We start from the raw sequence: 23338 nt of genomic DNA on the forward strand, positions 1-23338 counted from the left end.
TTGCCTTGCCCCTTCATCGCTGCTGTCCGGACGGTCCTCGGCACTCCCCGTGCCGTCACTGCCGTCGCCAGGAGCGGAACACTCGCAGCTGCTCCGGCGTGACCATGGTCTCCAGCCGGTCGTCGTCCTGATCCCCGCCTCCCAGTGCCGACAGCAGCCGCCGGGCCGGGGTGTTGCGCGGCGTGCGTTCCGCTGTCAGGCGGACCTTGGCGCAGTCCAGTTCCTCGGCGCGGTCGGCCAGCCACTGCAGCAGGCGTTCCTCGACGCCCCGGCCGAGGGCACGGCAGCTCATCAGCCAGGCCAGGACATCGACTCGGTCGCCCTCGCGGCGCAGGGCGAGGAGGCCTATCTGGCCGTAGTCGCCGAAGCGGTCGCGCGCGGCGGCCGTCCAGACCTCACCGCGTTCCCGCCAGCGGGCGACATCGCCGCCGTCGGCGGAACGGGCACGCAGGGTGAACTGGTTGGTGCGGCGGACGAGTTGTTCGGCCCGCTGCACATCGGCATCGGACAGCACCCGGATGTCGACCTCGAGTTCCAGCTGCTCCAGGAACTCCTCGAAACCGGCCTGCTCGCGCACGGCGTCCCGCTCCCGCTCCTGCTCGTAGAACCGCGCCCGCAGCGCGTCCTCGGCCGTCGCCGCCGCAGGGACCAGTGGCCACAACCGGCCCAGCAGGTCCGGCAGTTCGGCCTCCGGCGGGCAGGTCACCGACAGCACCTGCGGCAGTGCGGCGCGCATCTTGGCGATCTCGGCCGGGTTGTCGTCGAGGAACAGGAAGCCGTCCAGCCCGAGGTTGAGGGTGCGCGCGGCCTCGGCCAAGCGGGCCGGTTTCGGGCCCCAGTCCGCGGAGAGCACGCTGAAGTGCTCCGCCTTCACAAGGCTTTCCGGGCGGTCCAGTACGGCACGGACCGTGGCATCGTCGTTGTTGCTGACCAGCATGAGCAACGCTCCCGCCGCCCGCCACTGCAACAGCCTGCGGGCGAGCTGGGCGCGGGGGCCGGTCAGGTCGACGGCCTCGGGGCCGACCTCCCCGGCCACGCCGCCCCACAGCGTCTCGTCGCCGTCGACCGCGATCACCTTCGGCGCGGGGCGCCGTACGGCCTGGACGATCTCGGCGAGGCGCAGTGCCACTGCCGCCTGGAAGTGCGGGGTGAACGGGAGGTGGGCCAAGCGTTCGGTCCGCTCGTCGAAGCGTTCCTCGACCAGGTGGTGGCGGGTCCAGTCGTCGGGGCCGAGCACGGCGATGCCGGGCGCGTCGGCGAGCTCGGCGGCAATCTCCCCTTCCCACCGGGTGAAGCGGTCCTCGCCCCGTGCGGTGGGCAGGAAGCCGACGATCAGCGGCTTGCGGGTGCGCTCGGCCACCGCGCGCAGGGCGGCCGGGTAGGCGGTGCGCAGCTCGGCGAGCACCGCGTCGTCCACCGGGCCGAAGCGCCGCAGGTCCGCCGCCCGCAGCAGCACGACACCCACCGTGGTGGCCGGGTCGGCGAACACGCCGGACGGGTCGCGCAGGCTCGCCAGCACGTGGTGGTACGGCGCCTCCGCGACGGTCGTCACGCTGCCGTCCCGTACCGACTCGTCTACGGCCGTCTCGCACATCAGGGGCAGGTTGCCGAGGGAGAACGTGGCGGCCAGGGCGAGCGTGCGGGACGGCACCGTGGAGTCTTGCCCGGCTGTCGTACGCGTCGTGCGAACCGGTCCTGTCGGATCCTCGGCCGTCTCCTCGAGCAGGCGCAGCAGCTCCTCCCCCAGCCCGGTGACCGTCGCCGCGTCCAGGATGTCGAGATTGTGGTCGAGACGGATCCGTCCCGCGTCCGGCGTCATGGTGATCATCAGGTCGAGGTCGGAGTAGCCCGTCCCCGCCGGCAGCACCTCCAGGCCGGCCAACCGGCCTGCGGCGCGTACGTAGTTGAAGTACACCTCGACCAGCGGCGCGTTCGCCCGGTACAGGCCCTGTCCGGCCAGCACCGGCAGGACGTCGGAGAACATCGCGCCCTTGGTCAGCACCCTCCGCAGACGCCCGTCGGTGCGCCGCAGTACCTCCTCGACCCGCTCCTGCGCGTTCGCCTCGGCGGGGAACGGGACCGGCACGCCGAAGAATCCGACCGCGTCGTAGGCGTCGGCGTGGATGCGTGTGTCCACGGGCACGGCGAGAACGAAGCGTTCGCGCTCGCGCTTCCTGGCCAGCAGGACGGTCAGGGTGCCGAGGCAGAAGGCGGCGGGGGTCACGGCGAGGCGGCTCGCGGCGGCCGAGAGCCGGTCCATCAGGCCGTCGGGGATCGGCACGGTGACGCTGCCGGCGCGGTAGGTGCGGGCCTGCGGGCGCGGTCGGCTCAGGGTCAGGTCGAGGCGGGCGCTGCCCTGGAACGCCTCGCGCCATTCGCCCGCGTCAGCACGCCTGTTGGCCTGCTCGGTGACCTGCTCGTCTGTCTGCTGGGCCTCGATCAGCAGGGCGATGTCGCGGTTGGTGACGGTGTCGCCGAGGGCGTGGCCGGACAGCTCGGCGTCGATCTCGCCCGCGACCAGCAGCAGCGACTGCAGATCGCTGACGGCGTGGTGGGCGCCGTAGACCAGGAGCTGACCGCGTTCCCCGCCGTCGAGCAGCTCGAATCGCCACAGCGGCGCCGTCGCCAGGTCGAAAGGCGGTTCCAGAAGCCCGCGCAGCCGGTCGGCGGCGTCGAAGGCGTCATCGTCCGGTACGACCGTCCAGCGCAACAGCGGTCCCGGCGGTTCGCGGTCGACCCGCAGCTGCCGTCCGCCCTCGGCAGCGGCGACGACGGCGGTGCGTAGCGCCGCGTGCCGTGCGGTGAGGCGGGTGAGGATGCCGGTGAGGGTCTCGCGGCTGGTCGGCTTGGTGAGGCGTACGGCCAGGCCGACGGCGTGGGCGGCGGCCGGCATGCCGGTCTGGGCGCTGCGCAGGAGCCGTACGACGTCCCGCGTCGCGGGGTGCAGTTCGGTTGCCGGGACTTCGGTGACGTGCCGCGGCTCGTCCGGTGCCATGGTCTGCCGTTCGTCCGATGCCTTGGTGTCCCGTTCGGGCAACGCTGTGCCCAGGGCGTGGGCCAGACCGCGGATGTCGGCGGCCGAGAAGACGGTCGCGGCGGGGAGTTCGGCGCCGAGTTCGCGGGCGAAGGCGTTGCGCAGCCGCACGAGCATGAGGGAGTCGAGGCCGAGTTCCTTCAGGGCCGTGGTCGCGGTGACCTGGACGGCGCCGCCGGAGACTTCACCGACGCGGGCGCGCACGTATGCCTCCAGTCGTACGGCACGTTCGGCGTCGGTCGTCGCGGCGAACACCTTCTGGACGAGGTCGTCCGTGCCGGGCGTGCCCGTGGGGACGGTGACCAGGTCGGCCAGGATCGGGCGGGTGCGGGCAGCGTCGGGATCGAGGGCCAGCAGCTCCCAGTCCAGAGCCAAGGGGGCGAGCTGACGGCGGGCCGTGGTCAGCACGCGTTCGAAGAGCTCACCACCGTCCTGGGCGGAGAAGGCGACCAGACCCGATCGGGCCGTCTCGGCCTCACGGGCGTCGGACTCGGACACCATCCCCACCCCGACCAGGCGCCCCAGTCCAGGCTCAGTGCCCGGCGGTCGGTGCGGGAGAGGTGGTGGGCCCAGGCGTCGAGGAAGGCGTTCGCAGCCGAGTACGGGCTCTGTCCGGCCGAGCCGAGCAGTCCGGCCGCCGAGGCGAACAGGATGAAGTCCTGTGCGTCCGGGGTGAGTTCGGTGAGCAGTGCGGTGCCCAGGACCTTGGGGGCGAGGACGCGCACGACGCGCTCGTCGGTCAGGTTGGTGATCGTGGCGTCGTCGAGGACGCCGGCCGCGTGGACGACGCCGGTGATCGGGCCGAGTGCGTGGCGTGCGGCGTTCAGGGCGGCGGTGAGGCTGTCGCGGTCGGCGACGTCCGCGCGTGCCAGGTGCACGGTCACGCCCCGCGATTCCAGATCCCGGATCCAGCCCATGGCGTCCGTAGTGGGGGCGCTCCGGCCCATCAGGGCCAGTCGGCGGGCGCCGCGACGGACCAGCCGCTCGGCGACGACGCGCCCGAGGCCGCCCAGCCCACCGGTGATCAGGTACACGCCGTCCGGGCCGATGGCACCCTGCCCGCCGTCGTCCGGGCGGGTGCGGGTCAGGCGGGGTACCAGCCGTCCGGCCTCGCGCAGCGCGACGAGCCGTTCGTCGTCGGCGTGTCGCAGCTGGGTCCACAGGGCGTCGACGCCGTCCGTCGGCGGCAGGTCGACGAGGGTGGTCCTCAGCTCGGGGTGCTCCTGCGCCACCGCGAGGCCGAAGCCCCAGGCGAGGGCCTGCTGCGGGTGTGTCACCTGCGTGCTGTCACCGGCGGCCTGGCTGCCCCGTACGGCGACGAAGAGGCGGGGCGCCGGGCCCTGCGTCCGTTCGGTGAGCGCGCGCACGAGGTGCAGGGTGCTCAGGCAGCACAGCCGGGCGGCCTCCTCGGCCGTGTCGGCGTTCTCGATCGGGGGCGCGTCGAGTGCCGACAGCTGGACGACTCGCTCGGGTGGTTCGCCCGCGAAGGCCTCGTCGAGGAGGCGGGTCAGGTGCTGCGGGTCGGCCGGATCGAGGACGTAACGTCCCGGGCCCTCGGCGGCGAACTCGGCGCTCCTGCGGGCGATCACACACGGCACCGAGGTGCCCAGCCGCTCGACGAGTTCGGAAGCCACACCCGACTCGTCGGCCAGGATCAGCCAACTGCCTTGGCCGGTCGGCTCGTTGGGGACCGGGCGGGACTGCCAGCGGGTCTCGAACAGCGCCCCGTCCAGGGGGAGAGTGCGGCCAGCTGGAACTCCTCGGCCTCCAGGAGCAGTCGGTCCCTCTCGTCGTACAGCCGAAGGTCCAGCGTGGCGGTGTCGCCGGACACCGACCGCAGCTCACACGTCACCCACGCGGGCGTGGTGCGCAGTCCGGTGTGGCGGAGGCGTCCGACCCCGGCGGGCACGAACGCCCGCCCCTGGGGTGCGTCGCCGGGCAGCGCGGCCGTGTGGAAGGCGGCGTCCAGGACGGCCGGGTGCAGCAGATGACCGGCGGCGGGCCGGTCGGCCAGTCGGGCGAGGCCCGCCGAGTGGGTGCGGTGGCCCGACTCCAGGCCTCGGAAGGCGGGGCCGTAGTCGATACCGAGGGCGGTGAGAGCGGCGTAGACGGCCGGTAGGTCGACCTGCTCCGTGCACCGTGCGCGTAGTGCGGCCGGCGTGTCGGTCGGGTCGGCGTCGGGCTCGGCGGGGGCGACGGCGATGCGTCCGCTGACGTGCTGTTCCCAGTGCGTGCGCTGTCCGCGCCCGGCGGGCGCCGAGGCGACGGTGAAGTCCCGGAAGCCGTCGGCGGCGAGGCGCAGGACCAGTTGCAGCCGTGTCGGCCGGGACTCGTCGAGGCGCAGCGGCCGGACGAACCTGACGTCGGCGAGTCGTACGACTCCCCCGTCCTGCACGGCTGACGCGGCCTCCAACGCCATGGTGAGGAAGGCGGCGCCGGGCAGCCACACCTCGCCGGTGACCTTGTGGTCGGTCAGATAGGCGAAGCGGCTGTCGCGCAGGTCCACCTCGCTCTGGAAGAGGTGCCGGCCGGCCTCGTCGCTGGCCTCGACGTGCGTGCCGAGGAGTGGTGAGGCGCCGGTCGCGGTGGCCGGGGCGGGGGCGAGCCAATGGCGTTCGCGGGCGAAGGCGTAGGTCGGCAGGTCGGCGCAGCGGCCCGCCGGGAACAGTGTGGCCCAGTCGGGCGTGTGGCCGGCGGCGTACAACTCCCCCAGCCTGCGCAGCAGGACGTCCCGCCCGCCCTGCTGCCGGCGCAGCGAGCCGACGCTCACCGCGTCGATTCCGGCGTCGGCGGTCACGGCCTCGATGGACGAGCCGAGGGAGGGGTGTGGGCTCAGCTCGACGAAGTAGCGGTAGCCGTCGTCCAGCATGCGGCGGATCGTGTCCGCGAAACGGACGGGCTCGCTGAGGTTGGCGTACCAGTAGGCGGGGTCCAGGCGGTCGCCGGGCACGGGCTCAGCCAGCACCGTCGAGTACAGCGCAGTCGCGGTGTGCGCGGCGCCTCGGACACCGGAGATACGGTCGAGCAGTTCGTCACGCAGCGGGGCCATCAGCGGGGTGTGCGAGGCGAACGGGGTCGACAGCGACCGCGCCTCGATGCCCTGCCGGTCGAGGCTGAGGCGCAGTTCGGCCAGTGCGTCGCCGTCGCCGGAGACGGCCGTGGAGTGCGGGCTGTTGACGGCGGCGACGAACAGCCGCCCGGCGTACGGGGCGAGCAGGTCCTCGACTCGCGGGCGCGGCAGGTCCAGGGAGAGCATGCCGCCCTTGCCCGCCACGGGTACGACCGCCTGGGCACGCCCGGTCACCACGGCCACGGCGTCGTCCAGGGTGAGGGCGCCCGCGCTGTAGGCGGCGGCGATCTCGCCAAGGCTGTGGCCGGTCACGGCGTCCGGGGTGACGCCGAGTGCGCGCCAGGCTGCCGTCAGCGCGGCGTTCACCGCGAACAGCGTCGGCTGCAGATACTCGGTCCGCTCCAGCGGGGAGAACTCCTCGGGCGCCCGCAGCGCGTTGAGCACCGACCAGCCGACGCGCCGCTGTACCGCCTCGTCGATCCGCGTCAGCTCCTCGCGGAACGGCTCCGACCCGGTCATCAGATCCAGGCCCATGCCGGGCCATTGCCCGCCGTGTCCGGCGTAGACGAAGGCGATTTTGCCCGTCTGTTCCTCCCGGGGCGGGGCAGGGTGATCCGTCCGTTCGCCAACTCGTCGAGCGCGGACCGCAGTTCGTCGTGATCCTCGGCCATGACCGCCGCGCGCCGTTCGAAGTGGCTGCGGTGGTGGGCGAGGCTGTGGGCGATGTCCGGCAGCGGGGCGGAGTCGTCGGCGAGGTGGCGGGCAAGCGCCGCGGCCTGTCCGCGCAGGCCCGCCTCGCTGCGGGCGGAGAGGACGAACAGGTGCTTGCCCTCGTGCAGTTCGGCGGCGGGCTCAGGTGCCGGGGACTGGGCCTCCTCCACGATCACATGCGCGTTGGTGCCGCTGATCCCGAAGGCGCTCACGCCCGCGCGCCGCACCCGCTCCGCCGACGCGGGCCATGCCATCTCCTCCCGCAGCAGGTGCAGTCCGCTGTCGGCCCAGTCGACGTGGCGGCTGGGTGTGTCGGCGTGCAGGGTGCGCGGGAGGGTCTGGTGCCGCAGCGACTCGACCACCTTGATCAGGCCTACGACGCCCGAGGCCGCCTGTGCATGCCCGACGTTGGACTTCAGCGAGCCCAGGTACAGCGGGCGGCCCTCGGGGCGTGAGCCACGGAAGACCTCCGCGAGGGCGTTGGCCTCGATCGGGTCGCCCAGGGTCGTGCCGGTGCCGTGTGCCTCGACGTAGTCGATGTCGGCGGGCCCGAGTCCGGACCGCTCCAGGGCTCGTCGGATCACCTGCTCCTGCGCGGGCCCGTTCGGCGCGGACAGGCCCTGGCTGCGGCCGTCCTGGTTGACGGCGGTGCCGCGCAGCACGGCCAGGACCGGGTCACCGTCGCGGCGGGCGTCGCTCAGTCGTTTCAGTACGATCATGCCGGCGCCCTCGGCCCAGATGGCACCGTCGGCGGCGTCGGAGAAGGAACGGCAGCGCCCCGTCGGCGACAGGCCGCGCAGCCGGCTGAACTCGACGAAGGTCTGCGGCGTGACCATGAGCGTGACACCACCGGCGAGCGCCAGATCGCACTCGCCCGCGCGCAGCGCCTGCGCCGCCAGATGCACGGCCACCAGCGACGACGAGCACGCGGTGTCCACCGTCAGGGCGGGGCCGTTCAGGCCGAGGGTGTACGCGAGGCGGCCCGAGGCGACGCTCAGGGCGGAGCCCGTACCGACGTAGCCGTCCAGTTGGTCGAGCCGGGTGCCGGAGAGGTAGTCGCTGCCGAACATGCCGACGTACACGCCCGTGATGCTGCCCGCCAGGTCGGCGGGCACGATTCCGGCGCGTTCCAGCGACTCCCAGGCCGTCTCCAGCAGAAGCCGCTGCTGCGGGTCCATGGCCGCCGCCTCCTTCGGGGTGATGCCGAAGAAGCCCGCGTCGAAGGAGTCGATGTCGTCGAGGAAGCCGCCTTCGCGGGCGTAGGACTTGCCGAGCGCGTCGGGGTCGGGGTCGTACAACGCTTCGACGTCCCACCGCCCCGCCGGGAACGGTCCGACCGCGTCCCGTCCCTCCGCGACCAGACGCCACAGGCCCTCCGGGTCGCTCACGCCGCCGGGCAGGCGGCAGGCCATGGCGACGAGGGCGACCGGCTCCTCCGCAGAGGGCCTGGATGTGGGCGCGGCCTCGCGGCTCCTGGGGGCGGTTGTGGCCAGGGCACCGGTCAGCAGGTACTCGGCGAGGCGGCTGGGTGTGGGGTGGTCGAAGAGCAGGGTGGCGGGGAGTTTGGTGCCGATCCGGGCACTGATGCGGTTGCGCAGGTCGACCGCCGTCACGGAGTCCATGCCGAGGTCGCGCAGCGGCTGGTCGGGGCGGACGGACTCCGCCGAGCGCAGGCCGAGGGCGTGCGCGGCCTCCTCGCGGAGCAGGGCGAGGACGCGTGCGGCGCGTTCGGGCTCCGGCAGCCCGGCCAGCCGGTCCGCCAGGGTGTGGCCGTCGAGGCGGTCGGGGTGGGGTGCGGGCAGCAGGGAGCGCCACAGTGCCCCCGTCGGTGCGGCGGCGCGCAGCCGGGGCAAGTCGAGGGCCCAGGCGACCAGGTGTGGAGCGTCGCGTCGCAGGGACAGTGCGGTCAACTCACGGCCTTGGTCGGGGGTGAGGGCGCGGTGGCCGAGGCGGGCCATCCGCTCCAGGTCGGCGTGCTCGGCGGCGAGCCCCTCCCCCGCCCAGGCGCCGAAGGAGACCGAGACGCCGGGCAGGCCCAACGCGCGCCGGTGGTGGGCGAGTTGGTCGAGGAAGGCGTTGGCGGCCGCGTAGTTGGCCTGGCCCGCGTTGCCGACGACCCCGGCGGCCGAGGAGACCAGCAGGAAGAGGTCGAGCGGGTAGCTGGCGGTGAGCCGGTGCAGGTGGGCGGCGCCGTCGACCTTGGGGCGCAGCACCTGCGCGAGACGTTCGGGGGTCAATTCGGCCACCACGCCGTCGGCGAGGACTCCGGCGCAGTGGACGACGCCGCGCAGGGGTGACTCGTCGCCGATGCGGGCCAGTACATCAGCCACGGCTGCCGCGTCCGCGACGTCGCATGCGGCGATCTCGACCTCGACGCCGAGTGCGGTCAGTTCGGCGGTGACTTCGGCTGTGCGGGGGTCGTCGGAGCCCTGACGGGATGTCAGCAGCAGGCGGGGGACGCCGTTCTCGGCCAGCAGGCGGGCGATCTGGCGGCCTACCGCGCCGAGGCCGCCGGTGATCAGCACGGTGCCCTCTGTGGGGATGAGGGCGGGGTGGGCGGAGGGGGCGGGACGGGCACGCACGAGGCGCGGCGCGAGCAACTCACCGTTGTGCACCGCGAGTTCCGGCTCGTCGGCGTGTGTGAGAGCCGGGAGCGGCAGCGGTTCGTCGCCGTGGAGGTCGAGCAGGATCAGCCCGAGGTCGGGATGTTCGGTGCGGGCGCTGCGCGCCAGGCCCCACAGAACCGACTGGGCGAAACCGGGAACCGCGTCCCCGTCGACGGCTGCGATCGCCCCACGGGTCACCCAGATCGTGCGGGCGGGCGCCTCGTCCGACGGCAGAGCGATCAGCGCCTGCAGTTCGGCCAGGGCCATCGCGGCCAACGCGTGGGCTGCGGCGGCCGGTTCGCTGCCGGCCGCCGGTCGGGGCCACAGTCGTACGACGGTCTCGGCGCTCTCGTCGGTGACGTGGACGCCCGCCGCGCGCAGCTCGCGCACGGCCGCCGCAACCGCCGGGTCGTCCGGGTCGCCGTGGACGGCCCACCGGGCGGTGGGTGCTTCGGCCGGCTTGTCCGGTACGGCCGTCCACGCCACCTCGTACAGGTGCCGGCCGTGCTCCGAGCCGCTGTTCAGGTCGGCCGGGTGCGCGGCCCGCAGGCGCACGCCCTCCAGGCGGCCCGCCGGGAAGCCGTCGGCGTCCCACAGGCTGACGTCCAGGGTGAGGTCCGTGCCGGAGCCGCCCGTCCGGCTCCGGCGTACGGACGCGGTGAGGTCCGTCGCGCAACCGGGCGGCAGCACGCAGCGTGCCACCGCGACCGGCAGCAGCACGCGCCCGTCGGAGGTGTCGAGGGCGGCGGCGACGTGGAGGGCGGCGTCCAGGAGCGCCGGGTGCACCGGGTAGGGGTCGGCCGCGTCACAGGCCACGGGTGGCAGCGACAGGCGGGCCAGCAGCGTGCCGTCGCCGGTCGCGGCGGCCTGTCGTACGCCCTGGAAGGCGGGGCCGTAGGCGAGGCCGAGTGCGGTGAGCCGCTCGTAGGTGTCCTCACCCCAGGCCGGTTCAGCCGCCTCGGGCCATGGGGGTGGCTGGTCGGCCGTTGCCGGCGTGGAGGCGGCGGAGGTGGAGGCGGTGGCGGTGGCGGAGGCGGTGGCGTGCAGGGTCCAGTCCGTGGCTTCCTGGCCGCGTGGACGGCTGTGGACCGTGATCTCCGGGACGGTCCCTGTGGTGACCACCTCGACGGACACCTCGACCGTGCCGGTCTCGGGCAGGGTGAGCGGGGCCAGGAGGAGCAGGTCGGTGACATCGGCCGGGGTGTCCGGGCGGGCCACGGCGAGGGCGGCGCGGCAGAGTTCGATCAGGGTGGTGCCGGAGACGACGGTCCGGCCGAAGACGGCGTGGTCGGGCAGCCAGTCGGCGGTCGCCGGGGACCACTCGTTGCGGAAGGTCCAGCGGGTCTGGTCGGCCGACTGGAGCTGGACGCCCAGCAACGGGTGGGCCGCGCGGTCGAAGAGGCTGGGGGCGGTCGTGGAGGCGGCGGGCTCGATCCAGTGCCGCTGAGCGTCCCAGGCGTACGTCGGCAGGTCCGCGGGCGCGGTGTGCGGAATCAGGCGGCGCCAGTCGATCTGCCGTCCGTGGACGTGGAGTTCGGCGGCGGCGCGATCCAGGCAGGCGGGTCCGTCCTCGTCGCGGCGCAGCGATCCGACCGCGATCAGGTCCTCGTCGATGGTGCGCAGGGCGGTGAGCAGCGACGGGTGCGGGCTGAGTTCGACGAAGCAGCGGTAGCCGTCGGCGACCATGCGCTCGACGGTGGGCGCGAAGCGGACGGGTTCGCGCAGGTTGGTGTACCAGTAGCCGGCCTCGAGTTCCTCGGTGACCGGTTCGCCCGTGACCGTGGAGTACCAGGCGACGGATGTGGGGCAGGTGGTGACTCCGTCGACTTCGTCGAGGATCGTCGTGCGGACCGGCTCGACCCGGTCGCTGTGGGAGGCGTAGTCGACGTCGAGGCGGCGGGCGAAGATCTGGTGCCGGTCGAGGTCGGCGAGCAGGGCTTCCACCGCGTCCACGGCACCGGCGACGACCGTCGAGCGACCGCTGTTGAGGGCCGCGACAGTGATCTCGCCGTCGTGGTCGGCGAGTCGGGCCTCGACCTCGGTGTGCGGCAGGGCGACGACGGCCATCGTGCCGCTGCCGGACAGTTCGGTCAGGGCCTGACTGCGCAGGGCGACCACGGCTGCCGCGTCGTTGAGGCTGAGCGCCCCGGCGACGCAGGCCGCGGCCACCTCGCCCTGGCTGTGTCCGACGACCGCGTCCGGCCGTACGCCACGGGCGCGCCACACGGCGGCGAGCGACACCATCACGGCGAAGAGGACCGGCTGGACGACGTCGACGCGGTCCAGGGGCGGGGCGCCCGCGTCGCCGCGCAGCACGGATGTCACCGACCAGTCGGTGAACGGGCGCAGGGCGGCGTCGCAGCGGTCGAGTTCGTCGGTGAACACCGGGTCGCGGCCGAGCAGATCGCGCGCCATGCCGGGCCACTGGGCCCCCTGCCCGGGAAAGACGAAGGCCAACTTGCCTGTGGGGGCCACCTGTTGGGGGCCGACGGTCAGGTCGGTGTCAGGCCGGTCCTCGGTGAGGGCGTGCAGGGCGGTGAGCAGTTCGGCTCGGTCGCCCGCCCGGACGACGGCTCGGTGGTCGAAGTGGGTGCGGTGGTGGGCCAGGGTCGCGGCCACGGCCCGGAGCGGCAGGTCGGGCTGGTGCCGGAGGGCTTCGAGGAGGCGGCCCGCCTGTCTTCGGAGTGCGGGGACGGTGCGGGCGGAGAGCGGGAAGAGGGTTGTACCGGTGGGGTCGGCGGGCGGCTGTGTCTGTTCTTCGGGTGCTTCCTCCAGCACCACGTGGGCGTTGGTGCCGCTGATCCCGAAGGCGCTCACCCCGGCACGCCGTACCCGCTCGGGGTGCCGTGGCCAGGCCTGGGCCCCGCCGAGTACGCGCAGACCGCTGTGCGCCCAGTCGATGTGCCCGGTCGGGGTCTCGGCGTGCAGGGACGCCGGTATGCGCTCGTGCTGGAGCGCCAGTACGGTCTTGATGACGCCGGCGATGCCCGCGGCTGCCTGCGTGTGGCCGATGTTGGACTTCAGGGAGCCGACGCCGAGGGGGCGGTCGGTGGGGCGGTCGGGTCCGAAGACGGCGGCCAGGGCCCGGCCCTCGATGGGGTCGCCCAGCCGGGTGCCGGTGCCGTGCGCCTCGATGTGGTCCAGGTCGTGCGGCTGGAGCCCGGCGGCGTCGAGAGCGGCGCGCAGGACCCGCTCCTGGGCGGGGCCGTTGGGGGCGCTGAGGCCCTGGCTGCGGCCGTCCTGGTTGATCGCCGAGCCCTTGACGACGGCGAGGATCCGGTCGCCGTCGCGGCGCGCGTCGGCGAGCCGCTTGAGCAGCACCACACCGCAGCCCTCGGCCCACACCACGCCGTCGGCGTCCGCCGAGAACGGACTGCACGTCCCGGACGGCGACAGTCCGCGCAGCCTGCTGAACTCGACATGCCCGCGCGGGGTCACCAGCAGCGTGACGCCGCCGGCCAGCGCCAGGTCGCACTCACCGCCGGCCAGCGCCTGCGCCGCCAGGTGCAGGGCGACCAGGGAGGAGGAGCAGGCGGTGTCGACGGTGACCGCGGGGCCCTGGAGGCCGAGGGTGTAGGCGATGCGGCCGGAGGCCACGCTGGACGCCGAGCCGGTGCCGACGTGGCCGTCGAGTTGCTCCAGGGCGGCCGAGGCCAGGTATCCGCTGTCGTACAGGCCGATGTAGACGCCCGTGGAGCTGCCGTTCAGCGTCTCCGGGACGATCCCGGCGCGTTCGATCGCCTCCCAGCCGGTCTGCAGGAGCAGCCGCTGCTGGGGGTCCATGGCCGCCGCCTCGCGCGGCGAGATCCCGAAGAAGCTCGCGTCGAAGCGGTCAATGGCGGAGAGGTAGCCGCCGTGCAGGGAGTACGCCTTGCCGGGGGCCTCCGGGTCGGGGTCGTGCAGTTCCCGCGTGTCCCAACGGCCCGCCGGCACCTCGGTGATGGCGTCCTCGCCCGCGGCCAGCAGGCGCCAGAGCGCCTCCGGGTGGTCGGCGCCGCCCGGGAAGCGGCAGGCCATGGAGATGAGGGCGATGTCGTCGTCCCGCCGTACCGGCGTGTCGGCCGGAGCGGCGGCCGGTGTCCGTGGGCGCGCGGGTCCGTCGTCGAACACCGCCTCGGCGAGTGCCGCGATGGTGGGGTGGTTGAAGATCAGGGAGGGGTCCAGGGTCCTGCGCGTCGACGTCGAAAGCTCGGCGGCCAGGGCCACCAACTGCCGTGATCCCAGGCCGAATTCGGTGATCGGGCGGTCCGGGTCGACAGTCAGCGGGGCGAGCCCCGCCGCCTCGGCGACGGCCGACTCCAGCCAGGCCCGCACGTCCTCGGGTGTCGTGAGGGACGGCTCGGGGGACTGCTTCGGGGACTCGTGCGCAGGCATCTAGACAGGTGTCCTCGTGGATTCGGGCAGGTTGGTGTGGCCGTACGACGTCGTAGGACTCGCGTGGCGGTACAGCGGATGCGTCGGCGTACGACGGTGGACCGGCCGGTGTCAGCTCAGTGCGGGCGCGTCGACCACGGCGAGGGTGCCCTCCAGGTACGCCGCCCGGGTGGCATGGCGCTGGATCTTGCCGCTGGACGTCTTGGGGATGGTGCCCGGCTGGACGAGGACGACGGCGCGTACCGGCAGGCCGTGGGACTCGCCGATCCCGCTGCGGATGACGTCGATGATCTTCTCCGCCTCGGACGCCGCGTCCGGGGCGATCTCGGCGACGACGACGGTCTGTTCGCCGGCCTCTCCCCCGCCCTCCGTGGCCTCCCCGTCGACGGAGAACGCGGCGGTGCAGCCGGGGCGCAGCGCCGGGTGGGCCATCTCGGCGGTCAGTTCCAGGTCCTGGGGGTAGTGGTTGCGCCCGTCGATGACGATGAGGTCCTTCAGCCGGCCGGTGACGAACAGCTCGCCGTCGCGCAGGAACCCGAGGTCGCCGGTGCGCAGGAAGCGGCCTTCGTGGCCGGCCAGGGTGGCGCGGAAGGTCTCGCGGGTGGCCAGGGCGTTGCGCCAGTAGCCCTTGGCGACGCTCGCGCCGCGCACCCAGATCTCACCGGCCTCGCCCTCGGGCAGTTCCTCGTGCCGTTCGGGGTCGGCGATGGCGACGGTGACCTCGGGGCCGGGCAGGCCGCAGCTGACGGCCGCCGCGTCGGCCAGGCCTGCGTGCGGGCCGAACGCGGGGGCCTGGAGCAAGGTGGGCGGTGCTTGGACGGTGCTGCCGGTGACCATGAGGGTGGCCTCGGCCAGGCCGTAGCAGGGGTAGAGGGCCTCGCGACGGAAGCCGGCCGGGGCGAAGGTCTCGGCGAAGCGTCGCAGGGTGGCGGCACGTACGGGTTCGGCGCCGTTGAAGGCGACCTTCCAGCTGCTGAGGTCGAGGCCGTCGAGGAGGCCGGGGCCGGCGTGCTTGAGGCAGAGCTCGTAGGCGAAGTTGGGGCCGCCGCTCGTGTGCGGTCGGTAGCGGCTGATCGCGGTGAGCCAGCGCCGGGGTTGCTGCAGGAAGTGCAGCGGCGAGAAGAAGGTGGCGGTCACACCGAGATGGACGGAGTTGAGGACGGGACCTATGAGGCCCATGTCGTGGTACACCGGCAGCCAGCTGACGAACATCTCGTGGCCGTACTCGGCGATGACGTCCGGGGTGTGTCCCATGCGCTCGGTGATGACCCGCTCGTTGTCCAGCAGGTTGCCGTGGGTGACCATCACGCCGCGCGGGGCGGAGGTGGAGCCGGAGGTGTATTGGAGGAAGGCGACCGAGTCGGCGGTGAGGTCGGGCTCGCGCCATGAGGCGGCCGCCTCGTCGGGGATGTCCTCGGTGGCGACGCAGGTGATGCCGTCGAGCTCGGGCAGGTGTTCCGCCATGCCGGACAGGGCCGTGATCACCTCGCGGCCGCAGAGGATCACCTTGGCGTCGGCGTCGGCGATGAGGCGCTTCATCCGGATCAGGGCCCGGTGGTTCTGCGCGCGGCCCTGCGGGGGACGCCCGGTACGGCGACGACGCCGGCCGCGAGGCAGCCGAGGTAGCCGCTGATGAACTCCAGGCCGGGCGGATACAGCAGCATGGCGCGGGCACCGGCCAGGCCGCGCTCCTGCAGCCAGGCCGCGACAGCCCGGGAGCGTTCGGCGAGACGGCCGTACGAGATCTCCTGTATCTCGCCGTCGACATCGCCGGTGACGAGATAGCGGTAGGCGGTTCGGTCGGGGTGGTGCGCGGCATGCTGGGTCAGCAGATCGACCAGTGATCGAACCATGTACGAGTCTCACCTGTCTGGATCGGTCGGGCGAGGGGAACTGGAGTTCGAGCGAAGGGAGCTGGATGCCCGCGGAAACCTGGCCGGTCCGGCCCCCTTGCCGGACGTCCCGTCTCGACGACTGCCGAGGAGCCGTGCCGCCGTACGGCAGACCCCTCGCGTTCCCCATGCAACTTGCTACCGGCGAGTAGCACCATAGCAATCCCGTTCGGTCCGACGGGCCGAACGGATGTAAACCCTACGTGTCCAAAGGCTGTTGACCAAGCGAGGGCGCTGCATGCCCGGCCGTGGCGGTTCCCGCACAGGGGAAAGCCCGGACACCTCGGCTTCCCCGGGTGTCCGGGCCGCGCGGGCGGGTTTGATCAGCCGCCGTTGAGCCGCGCGCGCAGGAGTGCCTTGCCCATTTCGGCGCCCTTGCGGCTGTCCGCCTGGGCCTTGCGGAACAGGTCGGCCACCTCGGTGTCCTTGCCGCGTTCCGCGTCCTCGATGTAGGTCTCCAGCCGAAGCGCGTTGCTCAGGCACGCCTCCACGTACCAGATCAGGTTGTAGTCCTTGTCCTGCGTACCGGTCACGCCACCGGTTTCCGTGCCACTGGTCACGCTAGGCCTCCTCCGGCGTTGTCGCGTTCTCGTTCCTGGGCTCGCCGAGTACCCGCCGTCGGCCCGGACACACACCACCCCGCCGAAGACGGGCGCCTGCGCCAACTCCCCCACCTCCTCTGGAATTCAGACACTCGACGCAGAAGCGAGCAGAGTCCCGGCACTTTCGAAATGAAGTATCGATCGACCGTGCGAGATCGGTCGGTGACGGTGTGTACTGTGCTCCGAGTGCCTCGCCCCACGACCTCGGAACCAGCCCTGCCCGACCGCTCCCGAACCGACCCCCTGGGAACCGACTCGATGATCGAATTACCGGACCTGGCGACCGGTGGTCTCGCCGTCGGCATGCTGTCCGCGCTCGCCCCGGGCGGCGGCCTGCTGCACGCGCAGCGGCAACAGGCGTGCCAGCGCGCCGAGATCGCCGCGTTGCGCCCCCAACTCGACGGTCCGGTAAAGGTGTTCATGGGCGAGGTCGAGCATCTTGCGGCGCGGCGCGTCCCGGCCGCCGCCCGGCAGCCGGCCCATCCCCATGTCACCGTGCCGGGTCCGCTGCGTCCGCACACCGCGAGGACACCGCTGGGCCTGGCGCGGGAGCACGTACTGGCCGGGCTGCGCACCGAGCCGGCCGCACAGCGCACCCGGATCGACGCGGCCGCACAGGCCGGTATGCGCGGGGCGGCACGCGGGATCCAGGCGGCCCTGTACCGGTTGCAGGCGGCGTCTGCGTCACGGTCGACGACGCGGGCCTGGGCATGACCCAGGACGAACGCGCCCGGGCGCAGCGGCTGGTGGCGGGGTCCGAGCCGATTCTCCTCACCCGTCCGGTTCAGCCCCGCACCCCCGACCAGCCAGGAGATCCGTCGTGACCGTGACCGACCGCATCGACCGTTTCGCCATCGACCCGTTCGGCGCCGACATCCCCGGAGAGAGCGCCCGGTTGCGCGCGCTCGGCCCGATCGTGCCCGTGGAACTGCCCGGCGGCATTCCCGCCTGGGCACCCACGGGCTACGACACCCTCAAGGAACTCATCCTCGACCCGCAGGTCAGCAAGGACCCCCGGCTGCACTGGAGGCTGTGGCCCGAGATCGGCGAACACCCCTCCTGGGGCTGGATCCTGGGCTGGGTGGGTGTGGTCAACATGCTGTCGACCTACGGCGCCGACCACACGCGGCTGCGCAGGCTGGTGGCGCCGAGCTTCACCCAGAGGCGTACGGAGATGATGCGGCCGCGGGTGGAGGCGATCACGGCGGAGTTGCTCGACGCACTCGACGCGGACGGCGAGGACGGCGCGGACGGCGCGGTGGTCGACCTCAAGGCCGGGTTCGCCCATCCCCTGCCGATGCGGATGATCTGCGAACTGTTCGGCGTGCCGGAGGAGTTGCGGGAGGCCACCGGGACGCTCATCGCGGCCATCATGGACACCTCCGACCCGAGTCCGGAGCACGCGGCGTTCGTGCAGCAGCAGATCGGTACGGTGCTGGGGGCGCTGATCGCCCACCGCCGCGAGCACCCCGGGGACGATCTGACGACCGAGCTGATCCGGGTCCGCGACGAGGACGGCGACCGGCTCAGCGACGAGGAGTTGCTGTACACACTGCTGCTGGTGATCGGCGCGGGTTTCGAGACGACCGTCAATCTCATCGGCAACGCTGTCGTCGCCCTGCTGACCCACCCCGAGCAGCTGGCAGCGGTGCGGTCCGGGGAGATCGGCTGGGACGCGGTGATCGACGAGACGCTGCGGGTGCACCCGTCGATCGCGTCACTGCCCCTGCGGTTCGCCGTCAGCGACATCAAGGTCGGGGACGTGACCGTTCCGGCCGGGGACGCCATCATCACGACGTACGCCGCGGCCGGCTTGGATCCCATGCACTACGGGCCGGACGCGGACACCTTCGACGCCTCGCGCGGGGCCGACGACCATATGGCGTTCGGGATCGGTGTGCACCGCTGCATCGGCGCTCCGCTGGCCCGCGTCGAGGCCCTGACGGCGCTGCCCGCCCTCTTCGACCGCTTCCCGGACATGCGGCTGGCCGTCGGGGAGGACGCGTTGCGTCAGGTGCCGTCGTTCATCGCGTTCGGCTGGCGGGAGATTCCGGTGCGGTTCGGGGCCTGAGCGCCGGGAGCGGGGACGCGACCGGTCCCCCGTTCCGGTCGTGCCCCCGCGGCAGGTCGAACTTACGTCTAGGACGGCCGGATTGGTATCGCATTCATGCCCGCTGGGCCGTCCTCGGGGCTCACCTGTGCACAAGTGAGTCCGGAAGGCCCGATTTCGCCCCGGGCAGGGCGGGCTGATCCAGGTCGCCGACGGCGAGATGCGCCAGGACGACCTCGTACAGGTCGGTGCCGCCGGCGAGGAGCTGCCGTTCGAGGACGGGTTCCGCGCTGCGGACGTGCTCGCGGACGGTCTGGGCGTGGACCCCGAGGGTCTGCGCGGCGCGTTCGGCGTTGCCGCCTTCGGCGATCCAGATGCGGACGGTGCGGCGCAGGTCCCGGGTGTTCCGGTCCAGGCGGGCGAGGAGGTCCTGGGCCCAGGTGTACATGGCCGGCCCGGAGAGCAGGTCGCACAGCGAGACGGGGGACGCGTCCGACGTGCCGGTGCCGGCCGGTGCGTCCGCCAGGCTCACCTGGGTGTTGAGCGCCAGGTGGACGACGGCACGGGCGGTGAGGTCGGCGAAGTCCGCGCGCAGCAGGGCCTCCACGCGTTCCATGCGGGCTCGGACGGTGTTGCGGCTGACGCCGAGGACCTTGGCCGCGTTCACGGCGGTGAACTCCAGGCCCAGCCGGGTGGTGGCGAGCAGTTCGGCGCGGGTGTGGTGGGGCAGTGTGTCGAGCGGCTGCAGCAGGCGGGCCGTCCAGCCGCGCAGGGCAGCCGGGTCGATCAGGCGCTCGGGGTGGGTGCGTTCGGCGTAGACGGCGGACTTGTCCGGGCGGAAGTGCGCGACGGCGAGAGCGCTCACGGCCTGCCCGTACGCGGTGGCGGTGCGGGCCAGGCTCTGCCGCGCGCTGCCGCCGAGGAAGGTGTGCGGGCGCGGCCCGATCAGCGAGCGCAGTTCCCGGGCCTCGGCCTCGCCGGGCGTCACGACGATCACATGCTCCTCCACCGCCGGGCAGAGCACGACCAGCGCCCGCTCGCCCGTCGCGTCGACGCACTCCTCGGCGAGCCGGTCGCGATCCTCGGCGGTGCCCTCGACGACGTGGACGCAGGCGGTGTCCGTGTCGAGCAGGCCGGGCCACAGTCCCGCGGCGACGCGGCGTGCGGAGACGGTGTCCTCCACCATCAGCAACTGCAGGATCGCCAGCCGCAGATCGGACGTCGCCTGTGCGAGCCGGCGTCCGGCGGCGGCCGTCTCGCCCGCCCTGAGCAGGAGTTCGATCACCTGGACGGTGTGCGTGACGATGTCGGAGATGCGCCGGTCGAAGGGCGTCTCCCGCGACACCGCGAGGACGCCCGCGGACGGCCGGTTCGGCCACTCCACTCTGATCAGACGCAGGTGACGTCCCTGTCCCTCCCAGGCGGCGGAGGCGATGCGGCCGGCGGCGACGGCCGCGACGAGGTCGTCGTCCATGGGCACCGACGTGCCGGACACAAGCGTGCCGGTGTCGTCCTGCAGGGCGGCGGTTCCCTCCACGGCGTCCGCGAGCCAGGCGACGACGCGGCGGACGTCGCGCCCGGTCGGCCGCAGATGGTCCAGCAACTCCTCCGCCCACGCCGAACCGTCGGCCCTGCTCACCCCCGCCTGACGGACCCCGTCCTCCCTGCCAGCCACGTCGGCCTTCACCTCGTCCTGCACTTCATTCACGACATACCGCTCGGGACGTTACCTCACCCGTCCGAGCCCGTACGCCGTCGTTCGTTCCGGGACGGAGTTCCCCGGAACTCGGCGCTCATCCCGACCGGTTCGGGGCAGGAGCCTGAATTCCGTTGACCCCGGCGGTCCGCGCACCAGCGACTTGCGTGCCCTCGACGGCTGCACCCCCTGGGTGTACCTGTCACGGCATGCGCGGCTGCCGGGCGTCCAGGGCATAGGCTCGTCCAATGGCGAAGTACTTCGACGTGCACCCCGACAATCCTCAGCCGCGCACCATCACCCAGGTCGCCGACAGCATCCGTGCCGGTGCGCTCATCGCGTATCCCACGGACTCCTGCTATGCGCTGGGCTGCCGGCTGGGCAGCCGTGACGGCATCGACCGGATCCGGACGATTCGCCGCCTGGACGACCGGCACCACTTCACGCTCGTCTGCCAGGACTTCGCGCAGCTCGGCCAGTTCGTGCTGGTCGACAAGGACGTGTTCCGCGCGATCAAGGCGTCGACGCCGGGCAGCTACACGTTCATCCTGCCCGCGACGAAGGAGGTGCCGCGCATGCTTCAGCATCCGAAGAAGAAGACGGTCGGCGTGCGCATCCCCGACCACGTCGTCACCCAGGCGCTGCTGGCCGAGCTCGGGGAGCCGCTGCTGTCCAGCACGCTGCTGCTGCCCGACGAGGAGGAGCCGATGACACAGGGCTGGGAGATCAAGGACCGGCTCGACCATGTACTGGACGCGGTCGTCGACTCCGGGGACTGCGGTACCGAGCCGACGACGGTGATCGACTTCTCGGGCGGCGAGGCCGAGATCGTTCGGAAGGGAGCGGGGGACACGTCCCGGTTCGAGTAAAGCCGTCCCCAGGGGGCAGGGGGTGCGACGGCCCGGTTGCATGGTGCGTGAAACCATGCGGGCGGCCCGGTTCCGCCGGGTCGGCGACCTGTTCGCCGTGGACTGCGCAGAGAGGCACCCCCATGACCTCCGTACAGGCAACAGACGTGGACATCCCCACCGCGGACGGCGTGGCGGACGCCTACCTGACCCGTCCGGGCGACGGTCTGCCCCGGCCGGGCGTCCTCCTCTATCAGGACGCCTTCGGGCTCCGCCCCCATCTGCGGTCGATGGCCGACCGGCTCGCCGAGGCCGGTTACACGGTTCTCGTGCCCAACGTCTTCTACCGTCACGGCCGCAGCCCCGTCTTCGAGCTGCCCGAGTTCATCGACCCCGCCGCGCGGCCGGAGCTGTGGGAGAAGATCGTCCCGGTCATGCGGTCCCTGACGCCCGAACTCGCGATGCGGGACGCCGGCGCCTATCTGCGCTGGATGGCCGAGCGGCCCGAGGTCGCCGACGGTCCCGTCGCCCTCACCGGCTACTGCATGGGCGCACGACTCGCCGTGCGCACCTCCGGTGCCTACCCGGACCGGGTGGCCGCCGCGGCCGGTTTCCACGGCGGGCAGTTGGCGACCGACGCGCCGGACAGCCCGCACCTGGTCGCCGAACACATCACCGCGGAGCTCTACTTCGGACACGCCGACGCGGACCAGTCGATGCCTCCCGAGCAGATGGAGCGCCTCGCCGACGCGCTGACCGCGGCGGGCGTCCGTCACCGGTACGAGGTCTACGAGGGCGCCCACCACGGTTACACACAGGCCGACACCTCCGCGTACGACGAGGCCGCGGCAGAGCGGCACTGGGCGGCGCTGCTCGATCTGCTGAAGCGGACGTTCTGAGCGGCTCGGCGATCACTTCGGGAAGCGGTACTTCACGTGGGTGGCCAGCGGCGTGTCGACCACCCTGACCGGCTCGAGGTGCCGCCGCTCGGCGCCCAGCCCCTCGAAGAGCCGCAGTCCCTCACCGAGGAGCGCGGGCACCACGTGCAGCTGCAGTTCGTCGATGAGCCCCTCCCGGAAGTACTGCCGCACCGTGCTCGCGCCGCCCGCGATGTCCACGTTCCTGCCACCGGCGGCGGCCTTCGCCTGGTCGAGGGCGCTGTGGATGCCGTCGGTGACGAAGGTGAAGGTGGTGCCGCCCTCCTTGACGAGCGCGGGCCGTGGGCGGTGGGTGAGTACGAACACCGGGGTCCTGAACGGTGGGTTGTCGCCCCAGAACTCCTCGCCGGTGTCGTACATCATCCGGCCCATGACCACCGCTCCGGTGGCATCGAACCACTCGCGCATCAGCTCCGAGTCGCGGTTCTCCTCCCCGCCGGTCATGCCTTGGCGCTCCCGCCAGCTCGCCAGATGGTGAATCCACTCGAAGAGCGGCTCGGCGCCGTCGCCTCCCGGATTGTCGATGGTGACGTCGGTGCCGGCGACGTAGCCGTCGACGGAGATGGCCATGTCCGCGGTGACGGTCATGATGAGGTGCTCCTGAAGTCGTGGGCTGTACTGCCTTCACTCTCACGTCGATCGCGGACCGGAGAATTCGACAACCTCTGACGCTATTGGCCGGCCACGGCGTCCAGCACAGGCTCGATCCGCTCCAGCACACCCGGCCAGCCGCTCCCCATGCCGTCGTACGCGGTCTTGGCCAGCGGCGAGTCGAGATCGAAGCCGGAGTGCTCGAGGAAGAGCCGTGTGCCGGTTCCCTCGGGTTCCAGGCGCCAGGTGATGGTGGTGTCCAGGGTGCCCGGGGCGAAGCTGTAGCGCAGCATGCGCTCCGGTTCCACCGCGAGCACCTCGCACTCCTGGTGGCCCCACGGCCCCATGTCCAGGGTGAACCGGTGCCCGACTTCCGGGCGGACGTCTCCGGCGGCCCACCAACGCGCGTGCAGTTCCGGGTCGGTGAGCGCGCGCCACACGGCCTGGGGACGGTGGGCGATGAACTGGTCGCAGTGGATGGTCCGGGGTTCCACGGTCATGGAGAGTCGTCCTTGCTGTCGCGGGTGGTGCTGATGTCGTCCAGTACGTCACTCAGGGCGCCCATGCGGGCACGCCAGTAGCGCTCGAAGGGATGCAGCCATGCGCCGACCTCGGCGAGGGGCTCGGGCTGCAGGTGGTAGTAGCGGTGGCGCCCACGGGGCTCCTCACGCACCAGTCCGGCCTTCCGCAGCACGGAGAGGTGTTCGGAGACGGCGGGACGGCTGAGCGAGAACTCCCCGGCCAGGTCCCCGGCCGCGCGTGCTCCCCCTATCAGGCCTTCGAGCAGTTTGCGCCGGACCGGGTTGGCCAGTGCGCTGTACACGTCGACGGGTGGCATGCCCCCAGGATGCGTCGGAAGTCTCCGACGTGTCAACTTTTTCCGACACGTCGGCCGCGCTTCGGTGCCTTCAATGGGCGAGAGGCAC

General features: G+C 72.5%; 15 protein-coding genes. 4 read left to right on the plus strand and 11 right to left on the minus strand.

The window, feature by feature from the left end; translation table 11 throughout:
- Window positions 1-55: 55 nt before the first annotated feature.
- The 7 genes from ACQEV2_RS01135 to ACQEV2_RS01165 all read right to left on the minus strand — a co-directional run bounded on the left by ACQEV2_RS01135 (window position 56) and on the right by ACQEV2_RS01165 (window position 16247).
- Window positions 56-3535, minus strand: a complete 3480-nt coding sequence (locus ACQEV2_RS01135) for an HAD-IIIC family phosphatase (protein ID WP_433035308.1) — start codon at window positions 3533-3535, stop codon at window positions 56-58.
- Complete coding sequence (locus ACQEV2_RS01140; protein ID WP_433054090.1) at window positions 3436-4767, minus strand: SDR family oxidoreductase; 1332 nt, start codon at window positions 4765-4767, stop codon at window positions 3436-3438. Before ACQEV2_RS01140 ends, ACQEV2_RS01135 begins: the two co-directional genes overlap by 100 nt.
- Complete coding sequence (locus ACQEV2_RS01145; protein ID WP_433035311.1) at window positions 4689-6638, minus strand: acyltransferase domain-containing protein; 1950 nt, start codon at window positions 6636-6638, stop codon at window positions 4689-4691. Before ACQEV2_RS01145 ends, ACQEV2_RS01140 begins: the two co-directional genes overlap by 79 nt.
- Window positions 6623-13795, minus strand: coding sequence for an SDR family NAD(P)-dependent oxidoreductase (locus ACQEV2_RS01150; protein ID WP_433035314.1), 7173 nt, complete (start codon window positions 13793-13795; stop codon window positions 6623-6625). The genes ACQEV2_RS01145 and ACQEV2_RS01150 overlap by 16 nt, the downstream gene beginning before the upstream one ends.
- 111 nt (window positions 13796-13906) lie before the next feature.
- The gene (locus tag ACQEV2_RS01155) at window positions 13907-15334 is read right to left on the minus strand and encodes a fatty acyl-AMP ligase (RefSeq protein ID WP_433035317.1); all 1428 of its coding nucleotides are present in this window, start codon (window positions 15332-15334) and stop codon (window positions 13907-13909) included.
- Window positions 15335-15339: 5 nt separating this feature from the next.
- A complete protein-coding gene (locus tag ACQEV2_RS01160; protein WP_433035320.1) occupies window positions 15340-15648 on the minus strand; it encodes an AMP-binding protein in 309 nt (102 codons plus the stop codon).
- A 362-nt stretch (window positions 15649-16010) separates the two neighbouring features.
- Window positions 16011-16247, minus strand: a complete 237-nt coding sequence (locus tag ACQEV2_RS01165; RefSeq protein WP_398826799.1) for a hypothetical protein — start codon at window positions 16245-16247, stop codon at window positions 16011-16013.
- 300 nt (window positions 16248-16547) lie between these two features.
- On the opposite strand from ACQEV2_RS01165, the gene ACQEV2_RS01170 reads away from it, so the two are divergent.
- Together ACQEV2_RS01170 and ACQEV2_RS01175 are read left to right on the plus strand one after the other, a co-directional pair.
- Complete coding sequence (locus ACQEV2_RS01170; protein ID WP_433035324.1) at window positions 16548-17003, plus strand: hypothetical protein; 456 nt, start codon at window positions 16548-16550, stop codon at window positions 17001-17003.
- A gap of 106 nt (window positions 17004-17109) precedes the next feature.
- Window positions 17110-18360, plus strand: a complete 1251-nt coding sequence (locus tag ACQEV2_RS01175) for a cytochrome P450 family protein (protein WP_433035327.1) — start codon at window positions 17110-17112, stop codon at window positions 18358-18360.
- Window positions 18361-18481: 121 nt separating this feature from the next.
- Here ACQEV2_RS01175 and ACQEV2_RS01180 read toward each other — a convergent pair whose 3' ends face one another.
- Complete coding sequence (locus ACQEV2_RS01180; protein ID WP_433035330.1) at window positions 18482-20014, minus strand: helix-turn-helix domain-containing protein; 1533 nt, start codon at window positions 20012-20014, stop codon at window positions 18482-18484.
- A 269-nt stretch (window positions 20015-20283) separates the two neighbouring features.
- On the opposite strand from ACQEV2_RS01180, the gene ACQEV2_RS01185 reads away from it, so the two are divergent.
- Together ACQEV2_RS01185 and ACQEV2_RS01190 are read left to right on the plus strand one after the other, a co-directional pair.
- Window positions 20284-20904: an L-threonylcarbamoyladenylate synthase gene (locus tag ACQEV2_RS01185; protein WP_433035332.1), complete on the plus strand. Its 621-nt coding sequence runs from the start codon at window positions 20284-20286 to the stop codon at window positions 20902-20904.
- A gap of 122 nt (window positions 20905-21026) precedes the next feature.
- Window positions 21027-21782: a dienelactone hydrolase family protein gene (locus tag ACQEV2_RS01190; protein ID WP_433035335.1), complete on the plus strand. Its 756-nt coding sequence runs from the start codon at window positions 21027-21029 to the stop codon at window positions 21780-21782.
- Between the two features lie 12 nt (window positions 21783-21794).
- Here the strand turns inward: ACQEV2_RS01190 and ACQEV2_RS01195 are convergent, their stop codons facing one another.
- From ACQEV2_RS01195 to ACQEV2_RS01205, 3 genes are all read right to left on the minus strand, one after another.
- Window positions 21795-22409, minus strand: coding sequence for a dihydrofolate reductase family protein (locus ACQEV2_RS01195; RefSeq protein WP_433035338.1), 615 nt, complete (start codon window positions 22407-22409; stop codon window positions 21795-21797).
- Window positions 22410-22492: 83 nt separating this feature from the next.
- Window positions 22493-22912, minus strand: coding sequence for an SRPBCC family protein (locus tag ACQEV2_RS01200; protein ID WP_433035341.1), 420 nt, complete (start codon window positions 22910-22912; stop codon window positions 22493-22495).
- Window positions 22909-23250, minus strand: coding sequence for an ArsR/SmtB family transcription factor (locus ACQEV2_RS01205; protein WP_433035344.1), 342 nt, complete (start codon window positions 23248-23250; stop codon window positions 22909-22911). The genes ACQEV2_RS01200 and ACQEV2_RS01205 overlap by 4 nt, the downstream gene beginning before the upstream one ends.
- Window positions 23251-23338: the final 88 nt, after the last annotated feature.

The organism is Streptomyces sp. CA-251387 (assembly GCF_050936625.1).
Taxonomy (GTDB): domain Bacteria; phylum Actinomycetota; class Actinomycetes; order Streptomycetales; family Streptomycetaceae; genus Streptomyces.